The organism is Listeria sp. ILCC792 (assembly GCF_900186135.1).
Classification (GTDB): domain Bacteria; phylum Bacillota; class Bacilli; order Lactobacillales; family Listeriaceae; genus Listeria; species Listeria goaensis.
Genome location: NZ_FYBO01000007.1, coordinates 114,126 through 130,653, shown reverse-complemented (window position 1 = coordinate 130,653; position 16,528 = coordinate 114,126). Strand labels below are relative to the sequence as shown.

Below are 16,528 nucleotides of genomic sequence, written 5' to 3'. Positions count from 1 at the left end.
CAGCGTTCGTCCTGAGCCAGGATCAAACTCTCTTTAAAATAAATCGAATTTGAATACTTATTCAACACCGTGAATAAGTTTCCTTAGCGTCACAAATTGACTTTGCTAGCTTGTTTCTTACTTTTTTTGGAAACATCTTTTTGTTTCCTGTCCTATGAATTGATTGGTGAAACATCTGTTTCATCGCTTTTTCATCTTCGTTTTGTTCAGTTTTCAAAGGTCATTCTTTCTTTTGTCCTGTGCGCGCTTAACGCATCAGCAACGTTTATAAATATACCAACTTTTTATGCATTCGTCAATAGTTTTTCAAAACTTTTTATGTTTTATTTCAAAAAAAGTTTCGTCACTGTATATATCGATGCATAAATAACTAAACTACCCATTATTAATGAGGGATTTCATTGGTTGTGTGGAGTACTTTTTTTGCTAGAGAATCGTATTCATTGTATAAATTGTCGCTTGTATCATATATGCCATCAATATAGCCGGATGCGTTTTTTTGCGGCTGGGCCATCTCTAATTGCGCAAGTAACGGTGCTTTTAGGTCGCGCGCTACTTTTTCTCCACCACCTTGTCCAAACAACTGGATAGATTTGTCATCAATTTTTAGGGCGGTCATGTTTTCAATAACACCTAAAATGTGGTGGCCGTTTTTCTCGGCCATGTAGCCTGCACGAGACGCAACTTGGGCAGCCGCGAAATGCGGCGTCGTGATAATAAGTTCATAGCAAGATGGGAGAAGTGTGTGAATGTCAAGCGCTACGTCGCCGGTTCCTGGCGGCAAGTCGATAAGCAAAAAGTCGAGTTCTCCCCACTTTACTTCTTCGAGAAACATTTTTACCATTTTCCCAAGCATTGGACCTCGCCAAATAACCGGCTCGCCCTTTTCTACAAAAAAGTCCATTGAAATCATATTTACACCGTGTGTTTGGACAGGAATGATGAAATTGCCTTCTTTGCGCGGCGCTGACATTTCACCAAATAAGACGGGAAGGCTAAAGCCGTAGATATCCGCATCTAGCACACCAACTTTTTTACCTTGTCTAGCAAGCGCGGCAGCTAAATTAGCGGCGACTGTAGATTTGCCGACGCCACCTTTCCCGCTGGCTATCGCAATAAATTTCGTTTTACTTCCTTCGGCTAAAATATTGTCGCGCGCTTCCAAGATTCTCTCAATCGTTGCAGCCGGTAGATAGTCCAACTCTAAATCGATATCGCCAAACCCAAATTGCCCTAAAAGCTCTTTTATATTTTGGGTAAAAGCAGCGGTTTCAATTTCTGGATCCGCAAGCGCTAGTCGGATTCGGATTCCGTCCGGCTTTATAATCTCGGTTTCGATGATGCCATTCGTTTCTTCGATTGTTGCCTCCAAAACTGGGTCTACCAATCGTTCTAACAATTTACCAACTTGCTGTTCATTTAACATGCTTTCCCCTCCATAAAATGTATACGATTACATTATTATATCATAGGCAAACTTTTACTTGAAATTTTTTAACTAAAAAGTAGATTTTCCTTTGAATAAATGATGCGCAGCGAGTAAACTATAGGAAAGGAGTGATAAAATGGCACAAATTTATCCATATTTGTCGTTTGAAAATGCAAAAGAAGCTTTAGAGTACTACGAAGAATTTTTCGGGGCAACAAACATTAGACGCGTGAAAGTTGAGCCAAATCAAGCTGAGGAATTCAATGTTCCGCTTGATAAAATTGATGATGCTACAATGCATGCAGAGTTTCGTATTTTAGGCGCCGAACTTTACTGTTCTGATTCGTTTGGCAATGATATTGAGCCTACACGTCAAATCTCCATTATGCTCGATGTGAACTGGGAAGACGAGCAAGCTTTAAAAGAATCTAATGAGTTTTTCGACAAGCTTGCAAAATCCGGTCAAGTTGAAATTTCCATGCCTTACGAAGAACAATTTTGGGGCGGTAAAATGGGGCAATTCACCGATAAATACGGCATCACTTGGATGCTTCATGCACAACCTTATTCGGAAGTCGGTAAGGCATAAAAAACAGCGGTCAAATTTGGCCGCTGTTTTTTTATTTAATTGCAATGCTCATGTCCGTGATGTCGCTCCATTTGAATCGTGCAATGCGAAATTTGAAATTCCGCCGTAAGCTCAGCCTGAATTTTTTCCAAAAGAAGATCCCTGTCAATCCCTTCAGCCACCTGCAAATGCACGGTAAGCGACGGGAAATCCGAAGTAATCGACCACACATGCAAGTCGTGCACAGAAACAACACCTTCTTGCTTTTGTAAAAAATCATGAATTTGTTCAAAATCCACGTTCGCAGGTTTTCCTTCCATTAAAACATCGACGGAGTCACGGAAAACACGAATGCCACTAACTAAAATCAGGACTGCGACGATGACACTCGCAATTGGATCGGCGATATTCCAGCCGAAGAAAATGATTAACAGCGCCGCAATTATCGCGCCCACAGAGCCAAGCAAGTCTCCAAGGACGTGCAGAAATGCACTACGCATATTTAAATTTTCACTTGTATCTCCGCCTTTCATCAAAATAAAGGCAACTAAAACGTTTATAAGTAAGCCGATGACGGAAATGGTCATCATGCCTGCCCCAACAACTTCTGGTGGAGCAAAAAAGCGATGATACGCTTCGTAAAATATATAAAGCGAAATGACAATCAGGGTCAGTCCGTTCAAAAAAGCGGCTAGTATTTCAAAACGTTTATAGCCATAAGTCTTACGCGCGTTCGCCTGTTTCTCACCGAATTTAAATGCAAGTAAACTAAGCCCTAGCGCTGCAGCATCACTAAGCATGTGCCCAGCGTCTGATAAGAGTGCCAAACTGTTGGTTAAAATTCCACCGACAACCTCAACAATCATGAAAGTCGCGATGAGAAGAAAACAGATGAAGAGTGTTTTTTTGTTGGCGTTGTGCGCGTGATTATGGCTATGACCGTGGTCGTGTGAATGATTGTGGTTGGACATTGGATCACTTCCCTTTTCTTTATATGTGTATATTAGCATATATACATTTTGAGAGCAAGAGAAAACACAAAATTAATTCTGCATTTCCCGCTGAAGCCACCTAAAGCCTTGACATGTAAACGTCGCTAGTCAGGTTTGCGCAAGAAATAAATGAGTTTACCATATTTATACTAAAAATCAGCACTTGACTAATGCGCATATAATGCGTATAATCAAATTAAGCATTAAATATCATAGAGATGGGGTCTTCAAGATGCCGATGACAGCTAAGCAGATGGTTAGGCTTCTAGGTAAGAAAGGGTTCGAAATCGTAACCCAAAGAGGCAGTCATTTGAAGATGTACCATCCTGAGTCTAATCGAACGGTTATCATTCCCATTCACAATAAAGACTTAGGAAAAGGCTTAGAACAAAGCATTCTTAAGCAAGCAGGACTAAAATGATTGCTTGCAAGAGTGCTCTAAATTATACTTACAGGAAATTACATGAATATGAACAAGGAGGCGTATAGTAATGACCGTGAACGTCGTTTACCCAATCACTTTAGAGCAAGACGGAAAGTATATTCTTGTTGATTTCCCTGACATTCCAACAGCAACAACACAAGGGGAAACTTTAGAAGAAGCATTTGAAATGGCAGAGGAAATTCTTGGCTTCAGCTTGGAAGATTACGATACATTCCCAAAAGCTAGCACAATTAAAGAAGTGAGCACATCATTCCCTGACAAAGATGTTGCCTTAATCGGACTAGATTTAGCAGCTTATCGCAGAAAATATTATTCAAAAAAAATCAGGAAGAATTTAACAATTCCAGAATGGCTTTCAGATATGGCCGAAGAAGAAAATATTAATTTTTCTCAGACGTTGACAGAGGCGCTTAAGGAGAAACTTGGAGTTTAAAGTTGACTAAATAGATGAGCACACAAAGTAAAATAAGCAACAAAAAACCCGCTTTCCAAAAATAGGAAGCGGGTTTACAACGCATAAGATTAACGTTTTGAGAACTGAGGTGCGCGACGAGCGCCTTTAAGTCCGTATTTTTTACGTTCTTTCATACGTGGATCACGAGTAAGTAGTCCAGCAGATTTAAGCGCAGGACGGTACTCAGGAGCCACTTGTAATAGTGCACGTGCAACGCCGTGACGGATGGCACCAGCTTGACCAGTGTATCCACCACCGTGAACGTTTACTAATACATCGTAGTTACCTAAAGTTTCAGTTGCTACTAAAGGTTGTTTGATTACTTCACGTAGTGCAGCGAATGGGATGTAATCTTCCCAATCACGATTATTGATAACAACTTTGCCGTCGCCAGGTACTAAACGTACACGAGCTACAGAGCTTTTACGACGACCAGTTCCGTAATATTGTACTTCTGCCACGATAATTTCCCTCCTTTAATAATTAACCGCGTAATTCGTATACTTCTGGTTGTTGCGCTGCATGTTCATGCTCGCTTCCACCGTATACGTGTAATTTTTTAAATTGTTGACGTCCAAGAGAATTCTTTGGAAGCATACCTTTTACAGATAGCTCGATTAATTTCTCAGGATTGTTCGTACGCATTTCGCCTGCAGTACGAGATTTTAAACCGCCTGGATATTGAGAGTGACGGTAATAAATTTTGTCAGTTGCTTTTTTACCAGTAAGACCAACCTTACCAGCGTTAATTACGATTACAAAATCTCCAGTATCAACATGTGGAGTAAATTGTGGTTTAGTTTTACCACGAAGAATTGATGCTACTTCGCTAGATAAACGACCTAGAGAAACACCTTCAGCGTCGATCACGTACCATTTACGTTCTACTTCGCCTGGTTTCGCCATATAAGTTGTACGCATGAGTTACCCTCCTAATAAATTAAAAATTGCGCCCGGAACCGTTCCTTGTTCCGAAACATCATAAAAATTTCTTACTATTGTTTTATTCAACACAACAACCTTCCGGGGCATATTGTGGGGTAAACAATACCATAGTCCATAATACAATTTTTAAGGGTAAAAGTCAATGGAAATTCCAGAAAAAATTACAATGGCAACGATACTTTAAATGGGGACACGGGAACGCCTGCTTCATTTACCAAATAACCTTCAGGGTGGTTTTCGTACGCGTAAGTTACTTTTTTCGTTTCAGGGGAAACGTCCACAAACAGACAATTTCCTTTTAAGTGGAAAGAGGCAGAAACGCAATTTTCACCCATAAGCGTTAGTTCTTTTGCGTGTTTAATCGTGATTTTGATGTGGTTCTCCGATATTTTCTCTACACGTTCGAACATGGGACTGCTTTCTTTTTTCTCGTATAAAAAGGAGATTCGCTCACCGATGGCTCGTTTTGAAATGGGGTGAATGTTGTACGATTCGCCGCAATCAATTGTGACCACTAAGTGCAAATTCGCGAACTTCCGCGTGACGCTTTCTTGTTTTTCGCGCAGTAGCGCCCAAGAGTCTTTTGGGGCGTCCTGGTATTTTGGCAGTTGGACAATAAAAAACGGCTTATTTCCAAGATGGATACGCCATTCTTGGACCAATTTTTCTAGCAAAAAGTCGTAAAGGTCTGCGTTTTGTGCGTCTTCTTCGCCTTGATACCATAGAACAGCGGAAAAATTCATTTTATGCGCTTCCGAGAACATTTTGGTGTAGAGCATACCGGGCGCACGGTAGCTATCTGGTGTTGCGGGTGGCGGCCAAGGCGTGTGCCCCACAATTTGTTTCACTTCTTGGAGTGTCAATTCGGGATGGTCCGCGATGTATTTTTCTCGTTTCGCCGTATAAATGGTGACGGCTTCTTGGTAGTTTTCCAGTAAGCGCTCAAAATCATTCGGGCTTTTGCCGGAAATTTCACGTTCAAATGGCTGAATAAACCGTTCGCTAAATAGCGAATTGCCTCGCAACATGGCTTCCGGGAGCCAGCTTGAAATCGAGGTTCCACCTTTAAAGCAGCCGACAATTCCAATTGGGACAGCGGGATTTTTTAGGCGCAGCTGTTTGGCAAAATAATAAGCTACCGCAGAAATGTTTCCGTTCACGTCTTCCCAGCAAAACGGCTCTGCTTTTTCATCATCGGGGGCTAAAAGGTTGTAAAAGCGCAGATTCCCCAAATTTCGGAAGCACGGCTGCTCTTTTTCGTACTCAGCATCTTGTTTCAACCGATATTCGATGTTAGACTGACCAGAAACTAAGAAAACATCACCAAATAAACAATTTCTCAAAACCACTTTTTTGTCTAAAGCTGAGATGGAAATGTCGGGCGATATGCCCGTTTTGAACGCTTTCGTCACAATTTCAAAAGAGGAGGTTTGGTCTGCCTCACTCGACCAAACTTCCTCTCCAATTTGAACTGTCACAACTACGCCTGGCTTAGCTTTCCCGAAAAACCGCAGTGGCTCGTCACGTTGTAAGATCATTCGGTTTTTAAAAACTTTAGCAAGTTGGAAACTCATTCAATTTACCTCCAATTTTTTGTAAAGCACGCAAAATCGTTCTGCCATATCAATTGTCGTTGTCGCTGCCATAAAATGATCTTGCGAATGGATAAGCAAAATGCTTTTTTCAACTTCCGTATCATTCATTTCGCTTGTAAGCCAATTCGTTTGAATCGCATGCGCGCCGTGCAATTCCTTTTTCGCTTGTTGCAGCATAGCTTCTGCTTCTACTGCGTCGCCTTCTTCTGCTTTTAAAATTGCTTTCATGGCTTGCGTTTTAGCATTGCCGGCGATGAAAATTAGTTGCATAGCTTCTTCTAGCCTTTTTTCATCCATTTAAACATCCCCTAAACGCTTTTGATTCATTTGATTGGCGATTTTAATAAACGGCAGATAAATAAATGTCGCAACAACCAAATTGACAAGCTGTACAATGGCACCGTTTATCGTTCCGGTGAAAAGAAGCCCTGAAATGAGCGGCGGCACCGTCCACGGAACATTATTTGTGATAACATCGATAAAACCAATTTCCGTAAAGAATACGGCAAGATAAAAACAAATGGGTTGCACGATAACAAACGGCACAAACATGATTGGGTTTAGAACAATTGGCAAACCAAATGTGATTGGCTCACTAATATTAAAGACAGCGGGCATTAACGCAATTTTAGCCACCTTTTTATCCGAGTTTACTTTAGAGAAGATAAGTAATGCAATAACCGGAGCAAGCGCAAACGTTCCGGCTGCAATCGTTGAAAAGTTCATGAACATGGTTGAATATAAATGTTTGGCGGTTCCCATCATGTTTTCTGTATCAGCCACGTTCCAAGTTACACCAAATACCGGGCCCCAAATCGATGTCGGGTGAATCCCAAACCATTGCAAGAGCGGCCAAGTGATTTGGACGACAAGCGCAAAGATAGCTGTGCCTGAGATGGCCATGGCTGGTTTTTGCAAGATTTGCAGCAATAATTCTGGAAGTGAAACACCTGCCAATCCCACGCTAAGCCCTGTTCCTGCAACAAAAACGGCTAGTGTAATGATTCCCGGGATAAGCGATTCAAAGCTTCTCGCAACTGCTGGTGGTACAGAATCCGGCATTTTAATAACAATATTTCTTTCGAGTACTATGTTATAAATCCAAACGGCTAAGCCACTAATTAATAGTGCTGAAAAAACACCTTGTGTTCCTAAAAAATTGGAATTCAGCATTCCCGTAATTTCTACATGTTTATTTCCTACTACATAATCATAGTTCCACGGTAAGCAGATGAAAAATGCGGCCATCGCATATAAAACCGATGTCATGTGTTCTTTATTTTTCGGGAAAAATTTCTTAGAGAAAGTATAGGAGAACACGACTACAATGAGCAAGGAGAATACAGATAATGCCCCTTGAGAAAATAAATTGATAAGCGATTGTATGTAGACTAGCGTTTCAGCGAAGTTTGAACTTGCCCATGCATCCCATGAACCGCTAATTAACTTCCCTAAATGTAAACCTTGCTGTCCAAAAATCAGCCCGTTTGGATCAAGAAATACGGAACTAATCATTATCGCAAAACCAGCGATCATGGTTACTGCAGCTACTAAAATGAATGTATCACGTAGTGTTAAAAGCAACTTATTCGCTGCGATTTTTCCAACAATTCGAGTGAACGCTGTTTGAAATTTCGAAAATTTCCCGCTAGTCATTCAGGATTCACTCCTTCGTTTTCAAGCCGTTTAATAATAGAAACTCCGTCCATCGCCCCAAACTCTGCCATTGTTAAATCGACAACTTTTTTATCTGGATGTGCAGCTTTGACTTGTTCAAACGCCCAAGCAATTTGTGGCGCAATGATGATGACATCTACTTCATGACCAATTTCATCAATCATCGCAAAATCATACGCCTCTACAGTCACATTTTTAACACCTTGCGCATCATAAGCTTTCTGCATTTTCGACCCTACTAAACTTGTGGACATGCCACCACTACAAAACAGTGCTATTTTCATTGTTAAAGACCCCTTGTATGTTAGTTTAGAAAACGTTTTCTTAATTATTAGTATAACGTTTTTTCTATATAAGTCAATACTTATTTATATAAGTTATAACATATCAGGGGACAAAAAAAGAAAACCTATCTGGCTTTCTTTAAATAATATTCACGGTTTGGAATTTGTATTCTCCCGTTTTAATTTTAGAAACAGAGTATTCACAAGGCTTTCCATTGTCTAAATACACAATTTGTTCCATCTCAAGCAGCGGAAAATTCCAGTCAACCTCAAGCAACTTCTCATCATTTTTCGAAGGATGACAGGCATTTAGCTGACGATGCACGCTTTTTGGAACAAGACCAATTTCATCTTTAACAAAATTATAAATGGATGTTGTCAGTACGTCCAAACGTATTCCTTGAATGAGCTGAATCGGCATGTAACTTTGTTCAATCGCAAAGGGAGAATTATTCTTTTTATGCAACCTTCGTATATCATAAACAAAATCAAACGAGGAGATTTTAAGCTTTTCTGCAATATCATCGGGTGATTTTATTACCGTGAAATCAATTACCTCTGTTGTAATGTCTTTCCCTGAAAAATTTTCTAAAGTCGTCGCTTGGAGCTGCGCGCTCATTTCAGCGCCTTTCACATAGCTTCCTGACCCTCTACGTTTATAGATGAGACCTTCATTTACAAGCATGTCCATTGCTTTTCTAATCGTAATTCTACTCGCATTGTATGCTTTACATAAATCCTTCTCAAAAGGAAGTTGTTCGTTTACTTCATAGGCACCTTCTTGGATTTTTCGCCTTATATCACTTGCAATCAATTCGTACTTTGTATCATTCATGCCATACATCCTTTATAATTTGTCATATCTTTTATAAGTATATCATGTTTTATTTGAATATAACAATCAATCATAAAAAACAGCATGCAAATATAAGCCTTCTGGAGGCGCTGTTTTACTTCTTAAAGCTTCACGACTTTTGGCATTAAAAGCACGCAGAATATCTGCTTCACTAAGCTTCCCCTGCCCAGCATCTAATAGAACGCCGGTTAAAATCCGCACCATATTATATAAAAAGCCGCTTCCCTGATACGAAATCATGAGTGTCGTTTCATCGACTTCGACAATTTCGATATGGTAAATCGTCCGCACTTTGCTTTCTTGTTCCGCCCTCGCCGAACAAAAGCTCGTGAAGTCGTGTTCTCCAATTAGGAGCTTTGCGACTGAGCCCATTTTTTCAAGGTCTAGCGCATACGGGAAATGTAGCGCAAAATCCCTTTTAAACGGATTAAATATTTTGGAACGATCGATAACGTAGCGATATTCCTTGCCAGTTACGTCGAAGCGCGCGTGAAAATCGTCCGAAACCTTTTCTACGGATAGAAAGCTAATGTCGCGCGGTGTTCCTGTTTGCAAGGCAATCCGGAACTTTTCCGGCTCGATTTGAAGCGGCGAATCAAAATGAATGACCTGTCCTGTTGCGTGAACACCAGTATCCGTTCGGCCTGACGCAACAATCCGCCCAAAATTACCTTTATGCATTTTTTTCAGCGCTTTTTCAATTTCTTCTTGCACTGTGCGTCCATTCGGCTGCACTTGATAGCCAGAAAAGTCACTGCCATCATAGGCAATAACCGCTTTATATCGCGTCACAAAAACGCCTCCTAATTTCTAAGTAATACTAAAATACCCGTCAAAATGATAAGCGAAATGAGTAAACCTGTATCGGCAAAACGCCATTTGAGCAAGCGGAATCTCGTTCGCCCGTGTCCACCGCGGTAGCCGCGCGCTTCCATCGCAATCGCCAAATCTTCAGCACGTTTAAACGCGCTGATAAATAGCGGGATAAGCAGCGGAACAATTGCTCGAATGCGGTCGCTAATTTTGCCACTTGTAAACTCAACGCCACGCGCTTTTTGAGCCTTCATAATCTTCTCCGTTTCGTCCATCAAAGTTGGAATGAAGCGCAGCGAAATGCTAAGCATAAGAGCCAATTCATGAACCGGAAGGCGCACAATTCGGAACGGCGCCAAAATTTTCTCAAGACCATCTGTAAGTTCAATCGGACTTGTGGTAAGCGTGAGAAGCGTTGTCATGAACACAATTAGCACGAAGCGACAAAACATTTTAACCCCGTTCATAAGCCCTAGTGTTGTCACTTTAATTGGTCCAAGCGCAAATAACGTTTCTCCCCCTTGTGTGAAAAAAACTTGAAGTAATAATGTTAAAAGAATCAGCCACATGATTGGTTGCAAGCCTTTTAGAAAGAAGAGAAAAGGAATTTTCGAGGTCAAAACTAGTGCTAAAACATATACAAACAAGACCGCGTAGGTCAGCCAATTATTCGCCAAAAAAACAATGACAATAAATGCCATGACAGCCGTAATCTTAGCGCGCGGATCGATTTTATGTAACCACGAATCGCTCGGAATGTACCGCCCTAAAATCATTTTATCCATCATAACGGCGACGCATCCTTAGCTAAAAACGGCACAATCTCCTGCAACAATTCCTCCATATTTAAACATGTTTTGGATAGCGTTACATTAAATTTGCGCTCAAAATTCCGCTGAAACCGAACCACTTCTGGTACTAAAAGCCCTAAATTGAGAAGCTTTTCCGACTCCGTAAAAATCGTACGGGGATCCCCGACCTGATTCACCGTGCCGTCTTTCATAAGCACAATCTTTTCAGCGTAACGCGCCGCATCTTCCATGCTATGTGTAACCAAGATGGTCGTCAATTTTTTATTTTGATGCAGTTCATAAAACATTTCCATAATTTCCTGCCGCCCATGCGGATCAAGACCAGCAGTCGGCTCATCTAGCACGAGGACTTCCGGTTCCATCGCCAGCACACCAGCAATGGCGACACGCCGTTTTTGACCGCCCGAAAGTTCAAATGGAGATCGTTCCAAAATCGCGTCTGTTAAACCTACATCTTGAATGACTTCGCGCGCACGTTTTTCCGCCTCTTCTTTTGTCGCCCCAAAATTAAGCGGCCCAAACATAATGTCTTTTAACACCGTTTCTTCAAACAATTGGGCTTCTGGAAACTGGAACACGATGCCCACACGGCGCCGGATATCGCGTAATTTTTTTTGCTTCACACCGGCAATCATTTCACGATCAAACAGCGTTATTTTCCCCTCAGTAGGTAAAAGCAAGGCATTCAAATGTTGTACGAGCGTCGATTTCCCCGACCCAGTGTGGCCAATGACGGCCGTATAACTGCCAGTTTCAAATGTCACATTCACATCAGTGAGCGCACGTTTCTCAAAAGGGCTATTTTTTTGGTAACAGTATCCTACTTGCTCGAGTTTGATTCCCATAATAAATTTAACAGCTCTCCTTCCGATAAAACTGGCTCGCCAATTGGTACCCCTTGCTGTTCTAGCTGACCTTCCAGTTCAACAATAAAGGGTACACCTAAACCAATTTGTTTCATTTCTTCCGCATTTTTAAAAATTTCTTTTGGAGTGCCTTCTCTGAAACGTTCTCCTTCATTCATCACGATGACCCGGTCAGCATAAAGCACCTCATCTAAGTCATGCGTAATCGAAATAACCGTAATATCTTCCTTTTCCCTAAGCCTGCGAATAGTCTCCATCACTTCAGCTCTCCCACGCGGGTCTAACATGGACGTCGCTTCATCCAAAATAATGACATCCGGTTTGAGCGCCAACACACCAGCAATGGCTACCCGTTGCTTCTGACCACCAGACAAACGAGCCGGTTCGTGCTCCTTGTATTCTTGCATGCCAACTTCACGTAGCGCCTCGCTCACACGCTCCACCATATCATCATGAGGTACGCCGTGGTTCTCTAATCCAAACGCGACGTCATCCTGCACAGTCGCGCCCACAAATTGATTATCAGGATTTTGGAAAACCATACCGACTTGTCTGCGGATATCCCAAATCGTCTTTTCTGACAAAACATAGTGCCCGATTTTAATTAACCCTTTTTCTGGGAAAAGCAAGCCGTTCAAAAGTCTAGCAAGAGTCGATTTCCCTGAACCATTATGACCTACTAGCGCCAACCATTCACCTTTTTCGACAGAAAAAGTCACATCATGCACTGCATAGCTCGACTCATCATCATATTTATAAAAAACGTGATCTATCTTCACAAAATCTTCCGCCATTATTCGCACCTCTTTCATACAGGCTACACCTTATTTATTATAGTATAAAGCGCCATAACACGCAAAGCTTGTTTTAAAATCATGCTTTTCTTGGAAACAATTTAGTTTTTGAACACAAAAAAACTCAAAGTAAATGACTTTGAGTCTGGACAGAAATAAAAAAAGCCTGCGCCCTCCCCGTTTTAAACAGAAGAAGGCGCACAGAGCTAGACAAGTCAGGTTTCCCTGCTTATCATGACACTCTACTTGCTTTCATACATTTTCTATTAAACTAACTCGATAATTACCATTGGAGCACCGTCACCACGACGAGGTCCTTTTTTGTAAATACGAGTGTAACCACCTTGACGATCAGCATAACGAGGTGCTACATCATCAAATAGTTTTTGAAGCGCGTATACCGCTTGGTTTTTCTTCACAGTTTCGCCTTTTTTGTTTGTTACGTCAACTTGTTTAACGTCAGCAACTTCATGGCGAACAAAAGCAGCAGCTTGACGACGAGCGTGCAAGTCACCTTTTTTACCGGAAGTAATAAGTTTTTCAACAACTTTACGAATCTCTTTAGCGCGAGCTTCAGTTGTTTCGATACGTTCATGTACGATTAAATCCGTTGCAAGATCACGTAGTAACGCTTTACGTTGTGAGCTCGTACGGCCTAATTTTCTGTAACCCATGGAATTCCCTCCTTACTTTTCTATCAGTTTTCGTTTCTTAGACCTAAGCCAAGGTCAGCAAGCTTAACTTTAACTTCCTCAAGAGATTTACGACCCAAGTTACGAACTTTCATCATATCATCTTCTGATTTGTCAGCTAATTCTTGTACAGTATTGATTCCAGCGCGTTTTAGACAGTTATAAGAACGAACAGAAAGATCTAATTCTTCAATTGTCATTTCAAGCACTTTCTCTTTATGGCTTTCTTCTTTTTCAATCATAATTTCCGCTTTTTGGGCTTCGTCTGTTAAGTTAACAAAGATGCTCAAATGCTCAGAAAGGATTTTTGCACCAAGAGATACAGCTTCTTCTGGGCTAATGCTTCCATCAGTTAAAACATCAAAAGTTAGCTTATCATAATTTGTCGATTGACCTACACGTGTATTTTCAACTTGATAATTCACACGAATTACTGGAGAGAAAATAGAGTCTATTGGAAGAACACCAATAGGCATACTTTCACGTTTGTTTTGGTCAGCTGGCGTATAACCACGACCACGAGTGGCATTCAAGCGCACATGGAATTTCGCATTATCACTTAATGTAGCAATATGCAAATCTGGATTTAAAATTTCAACATCACTATCATAATTAATATCTCCAGCAGTTACAACACCTGGTCCTTGCATATCAATTTCCAATGTTTTTTCTTCATCAGAGTAAACTTTAAGTGCAAGTTTCTTGATATTTAAAATCATTGTTGTCACATCTTCAACTACACCTTCAATAACAGAAAACTCATGCAATGCACCATCAATTTGAATTGAAGTGACTGCAGCACCTGGTAGTGAAGATAATAGAATACGACGTAAGGAGTTACCCAAAGTTGTACCATATCCACGCTCAAGTGGTTCTACAACAAACTTTCCATACTTGGCATCATCGCTGATCTCAATCGTCTCGATTTTTGGCTTTTCAATTTCGATCATTCAAATTTACCCTCCTTCAAAACGTCTTATTTCCTAAATCTAGTCGAACCTCTTTACAAGTTTAACAATCGAAGTATAGAGTGGCATAAGAAATACGACTACTTATACACGACGACGTTTTGGAGGACGACAACCATTGTGGGGAACTGGAGTTACATCTTTAATTGCAGTAACTTCAAGACCTGCTGCTTGAAGAGCACGAATAGCTGCTTCACGACCAGCACCTGGACCTTTAACAGTTACTTCTAAAGTTTTCAAACCATGTTCTTGAGCTGATTTAGCTGCACTTTCAGCTGCCATTTGAGCTGCAAAAGGAGTAGATTTACGAGAACCTTTAAATCCTAAAGCACCAGCGCTAGACCAAGCTAAAGCATTTCCATGCGTGTCAGTAATCATTACAATCGTATTATTAAATGTAGAACGAATATGTGCAATACCGCTTTCGATATTCTTTTTCACACGACGTTTACGAGTATTTGTTTTACGTGCCATTCACTTACTACCTCCTTTACTAACTTATTATTTCTTCTTACCTGCAACAGTCTTAGAAGGACCTTTACGAGTACGAGCATTATTTTTAGTATTTTGTCCACGAACGGGAAGTCCACGACGGTGACGCATACCACGGTAAGAACCGATTTCAATCAGACGTTTAATGTTCAAGTTCACTTCACGACGAAGATCACCTTCTACTTTAATACGGTCAACGATTTCACGGATTTTACCTAATTCTTCTTCTGTTAAATCACGAGTACGAGTATCTTCAGAAACGCCTGCTTCTTTCAAAACTTGAATAGCAGTTTGTTTACCAATACCGTAAATGTAAGTCAGGGAAATAACAATACGTTTTTCACGTGGAACGTCCACACCTGCAATACGTGCCATTTAGTCAAGCACCTCCTTATATTATCCTTGTTTTTGCTTATGTTTAGGGTTTTCACAAATTACCATTACTTTACCTTTACGACGAATAACTTTACATTTTTCGCACATAGGTTTAACGGATGGTCTTACTTTCATATTCCATATACCTCCTTGTTTATTAGAGAAAGTGTCTCTATAAACCGATACGTACTAAGCTGGCGAACCAGACCGGTATATAAATTCAATTTCGGAGTGCAAATTATTTAAAACGATAAGTGATTCTTCCACGAGTTAAATCATACGGGGAAAGCTCAACTGTCACTTTGTCCCCAGGTAAAATACGGATGTAGTGCATACGAATTTTACCAGAAACAGTGGCAAGCACTTTATGACCATTTTCGAGTTCTACATTGAACATCGCATTTGGTAAAGTTTCTTGAACAACGCCTTCCACTTCGATTACATCTTCTTTAGCCATATGTTCGCTACCTCCTTCTCGGTTACTAGACCACTTGGTTACTAAATTTTATCAGTGTAAAACTTGATTACATGAAAAAACGGTAAACAAGCCAAAACTCGTCGCATATTTGCAACGTTTTCGGTGTTTTTAGACAACCCACAGAGTGAATCCGTAATGCCGAGATTTTGAGCAAACATTACTCAAAGTTAAAGCTCGATATAATCTTTCGGATGATCTTCAAATGGTTCTCTCGTTCATCATGATTTGCTATGATGCTTTTATTCCACTGCCAATTATCCATTATACTACAATCCAATTGAATTTGCACGTATTAATTTGTTAGCAGGGCAAGCACTTTCCGCACTTAGAAAGCAGCAAGAATCTTGTCCACATCCGCAAAAACATCATTGATATCTTGTTCACCGTTTACGTTGTGAAGCTTACCTGTTTCTTTATAGAAATTAAGAAGAGGTTCTGTTTGTTTCATATTGACATTCAAACGATTTTCAACAGTTTCTTTTTTGTCATCTTCACGTTGATAAAGTTCTGTTCCATCCACGTCACATTTACCTGCAACTTTGGGTGGATTATAAATTTCATGATACGTGCGACCACAAGTTTTACAAATCCAGCGGCCCGTTAGGCGTTTCATCAAAATTTCTTTATCAACATTAATGTTAATGACAGCATCAAGTTCTGTTCCTAAATCTTTCAATATGTTTTCCAGCTCTTCAGCTTGTGCCACTGTGCGTGGAAAGCCATCTAATAGAAACCCGTTTCTTGCATCATCTTGAGCTAAACGTTCACGAACAATACCATTTGTCACTTCATCGGGAACTAAATCACCTTTATCCATGTAAGACTTAGCTTTTAGTCCTAAATCTGTTTCATTTTTCATCGCTGCGCGGAACATATCCCCTGTAGATATATGAGGGATATTATATTTTTCAACAATTTTCTCAGCTTGAGTACCTTTTCCAGCTCCTGGTAGTCCCATTAATACTAATTTCAACTATTTCGCTCCTCGGCTAC

23 protein-coding genes are annotated in these 16,528 nt (G+C 40.6%); 3 read left to right on the top strand and 20 right to left on the bottom strand.

Annotated features, from left to right (window positions below; translation table 11 throughout):
• Positions 1 to 385: 385 nt before the first annotated feature.
• Positions 386 to 1,426 (bottom strand): P-loop NTPase, encoded by a 1,041-nt coding sequence (locus CFS60_RS09280; RefSeq protein WP_088810733.1) that lies wholly within the window; start codon positions 1,424 to 1,426, stop codon positions 386 to 388.
• A 139-nt stretch (positions 1,427 to 1,565) separates the two neighbouring features.
• Between CFS60_RS09280 and CFS60_RS09275 the strand changes: the two genes are divergently transcribed.
• Positions 1,566 to 2,018: a VOC family protein gene (locus CFS60_RS09275; protein WP_088810732.1), complete on the top strand. Its 453-nt coding sequence runs from the start codon at positions 1,566 to 1,568 to the stop codon at positions 2,016 to 2,018.
• A gap of 35 nt (positions 2,019 to 2,053) precedes the next feature.
• Here the strand turns inward: CFS60_RS09275 and CFS60_RS09270 are convergent, their stop codons facing one another.
• On the bottom strand, positions 2,054 to 2,968 hold the full coding sequence (locus CFS60_RS09270; RefSeq protein ID WP_088816194.1) for a cation diffusion facilitator family transporter: 915 nt from the start codon (positions 2,966 to 2,968) through the stop codon (positions 2,054 to 2,056).
• A gap of 253 nt (positions 2,969 to 3,221) precedes the next feature.
• Between CFS60_RS09270 and CFS60_RS09265 the strand changes: the two genes are divergently transcribed.
• The gene (locus CFS60_RS09265) at positions 3,222 to 3,410 is read left to right on the top strand and encodes a type II toxin-antitoxin system HicA family toxin (RefSeq protein ID WP_088816193.1); all 189 of its coding nucleotides are present in this window, start codon (positions 3,222 to 3,224) and stop codon (positions 3,408 to 3,410) included.
• 70 nt (positions 3,411 to 3,480) lie between these two features.
• Entirely contained in the window at positions 3,481 to 3,867 is a 387-nt protein-coding gene (locus CFS60_RS09260) for a type II toxin-antitoxin system HicB family antitoxin (protein WP_088810727.1), read from the top strand.
• An 89-nt stretch (positions 3,868 to 3,956) separates the two neighbouring features.
• Here the strand turns inward: CFS60_RS09260 and rpsI are convergent, their stop codons facing one another.
• From rpsI to CFS60_RS09170, 18 genes are all read right to left on the bottom strand, one after another.
• Positions 3,957 to 4,349, bottom strand: a complete 393-nt coding sequence (rpsI, locus tag CFS60_RS09255; protein ID WP_007474648.1) for a 30S ribosomal protein S9 — start codon at positions 4,347 to 4,349, stop codon at positions 3,957 to 3,959.
• A gap of 22 nt (positions 4,350 to 4,371) precedes the next feature.
• Positions 4,372 to 4,809, bottom strand: a complete 438-nt coding sequence (gene rplM, locus CFS60_RS09250) for a 50S ribosomal protein L13 (protein ID WP_088810726.1) — start codon at positions 4,807 to 4,809, stop codon at positions 4,372 to 4,374.
• Positions 4,810 to 4,994: 185 nt separating this feature from the next.
• Positions 4,995 to 6,407, bottom strand: coding sequence for a sialate O-acetylesterase (locus CFS60_RS09245; protein WP_088839115.1), 1,413 nt, complete (start codon positions 6,405 to 6,407; stop codon positions 4,995 to 4,997).
• Complete coding sequence (locus CFS60_RS09240) at positions 6,408 to 6,725, bottom strand: PTS lactose/cellobiose transporter subunit IIA (protein ID WP_088810724.1); 318 nt, start codon at positions 6,723 to 6,725, stop codon at positions 6,408 to 6,410.
• Entirely contained in the window at positions 6,726 to 8,084 is a 1,359-nt protein-coding gene (locus tag CFS60_RS09235) for a PTS sugar transporter subunit IIC (RefSeq protein ID WP_088810723.1), read from the bottom strand.
• Entirely contained in the window at positions 8,081 to 8,389 is a 309-nt protein-coding gene (locus tag CFS60_RS09230; protein ID WP_088810722.1) for a PTS sugar transporter subunit IIB, read from the bottom strand. The genes CFS60_RS09235 and CFS60_RS09230 overlap by 4 nt, the downstream gene beginning before the upstream one ends.
• 139 nt (positions 8,390 to 8,528) lie before the next feature.
• The gene (locus tag CFS60_RS09225) at positions 8,529 to 9,224 is read right to left on the bottom strand and encodes a GntR family transcriptional regulator (RefSeq protein WP_159458169.1); all 696 of its coding nucleotides are present in this window, start codon (positions 9,222 to 9,224) and stop codon (positions 8,529 to 8,531) included.
• A gap of 66 nt (positions 9,225 to 9,290) precedes the next feature.
• Positions 9,291 to 10,037: a tRNA pseudouridine(38-40) synthase TruA gene (truA, locus tag CFS60_RS09220; RefSeq protein ID WP_088810720.1), complete on the bottom strand. Its 747-nt coding sequence runs from the start codon at positions 10,035 to 10,037 to the stop codon at positions 9,291 to 9,293.
• Positions 10,038 to 10,048: 11 nt separating this feature from the next.
• Positions 10,049 to 10,846, bottom strand: coding sequence for an energy-coupling factor transporter transmembrane protein EcfT (locus tag CFS60_RS09215; RefSeq protein WP_088810719.1), 798 nt, complete (start codon positions 10,844 to 10,846; stop codon positions 10,049 to 10,051).
• Positions 10,843 to 11,715, bottom strand: a complete 873-nt coding sequence (locus CFS60_RS09210) for an energy-coupling factor ABC transporter ATP-binding protein (protein WP_088816190.1) — start codon at positions 11,713 to 11,715, stop codon at positions 10,843 to 10,845. Before CFS60_RS09210 ends, CFS60_RS09215 begins: the two co-directional genes overlap by 4 nt.
• Positions 11,691 to 12,530, bottom strand: a complete 840-nt coding sequence (locus tag CFS60_RS09205) for an energy-coupling factor ABC transporter ATP-binding protein (protein ID WP_088816189.1) — start codon at positions 12,528 to 12,530, stop codon at positions 11,691 to 11,693. Before CFS60_RS09205 ends, CFS60_RS09210 begins: the two co-directional genes overlap by 25 nt.
• A 266-nt stretch (positions 12,531 to 12,796) precedes the next feature.
• A complete protein-coding gene (gene rplQ / locus CFS60_RS09200; protein WP_088810716.1) occupies positions 12,797 to 13,204 on the bottom strand; it encodes a 50S ribosomal protein L17 in 408 nt (135 codons plus the stop codon).
• A 23-nt stretch (positions 13,205 to 13,227) separates the two neighbouring features.
• Entirely contained in the window at positions 13,228 to 14,172 is a 945-nt protein-coding gene (locus CFS60_RS09195; RefSeq protein ID WP_007474660.1) for a DNA-directed RNA polymerase subunit alpha, read from the bottom strand.
• Between the two features lie 102 nt (positions 14,173 to 14,274).
• On the bottom strand, positions 14,275 to 14,664 hold the full coding sequence (gene rpsK, locus CFS60_RS09190) for a 30S ribosomal protein S11 (protein WP_007474662.1): 390 nt from the start codon (positions 14,662 to 14,664) through the stop codon (positions 14,275 to 14,277).
• A 27-nt stretch (positions 14,665 to 14,691) separates the two neighbouring features.
• Positions 14,692 to 15,057, bottom strand: coding sequence for a 30S ribosomal protein S13 (gene rpsM, locus CFS60_RS09185; RefSeq protein ID WP_007474664.1), 366 nt, complete (start codon positions 15,055 to 15,057; stop codon positions 14,692 to 14,694).
• A 21-nt stretch (positions 15,058 to 15,078) separates the two neighbouring features.
• On the bottom strand, positions 15,079 to 15,192 hold the full coding sequence (gene rpmJ / locus CFS60_RS09180; protein ID WP_003720928.1) for a 50S ribosomal protein L36: 114 nt from the start codon (positions 15,190 to 15,192) through the stop codon (positions 15,079 to 15,081).
• A 103-nt stretch (positions 15,193 to 15,295) separates the two neighbouring features.
• Positions 15,296 to 15,514, bottom strand: a complete 219-nt coding sequence (gene infA, locus CFS60_RS09175; protein ID WP_003720929.1) for a translation initiation factor IF-1 — start codon at positions 15,512 to 15,514, stop codon at positions 15,296 to 15,298.
• Positions 15,515 to 15,860: 346 nt separating this feature from the next.
• Positions 15,861 to 16,508: an adenylate kinase gene (locus CFS60_RS09170; protein ID WP_088810715.1), complete on the bottom strand. Its 648-nt coding sequence runs from the start codon at positions 16,506 to 16,508 to the stop codon at positions 15,861 to 15,863.
• Positions 16,509 to 16,528 lie beyond the last annotated feature (20 nt).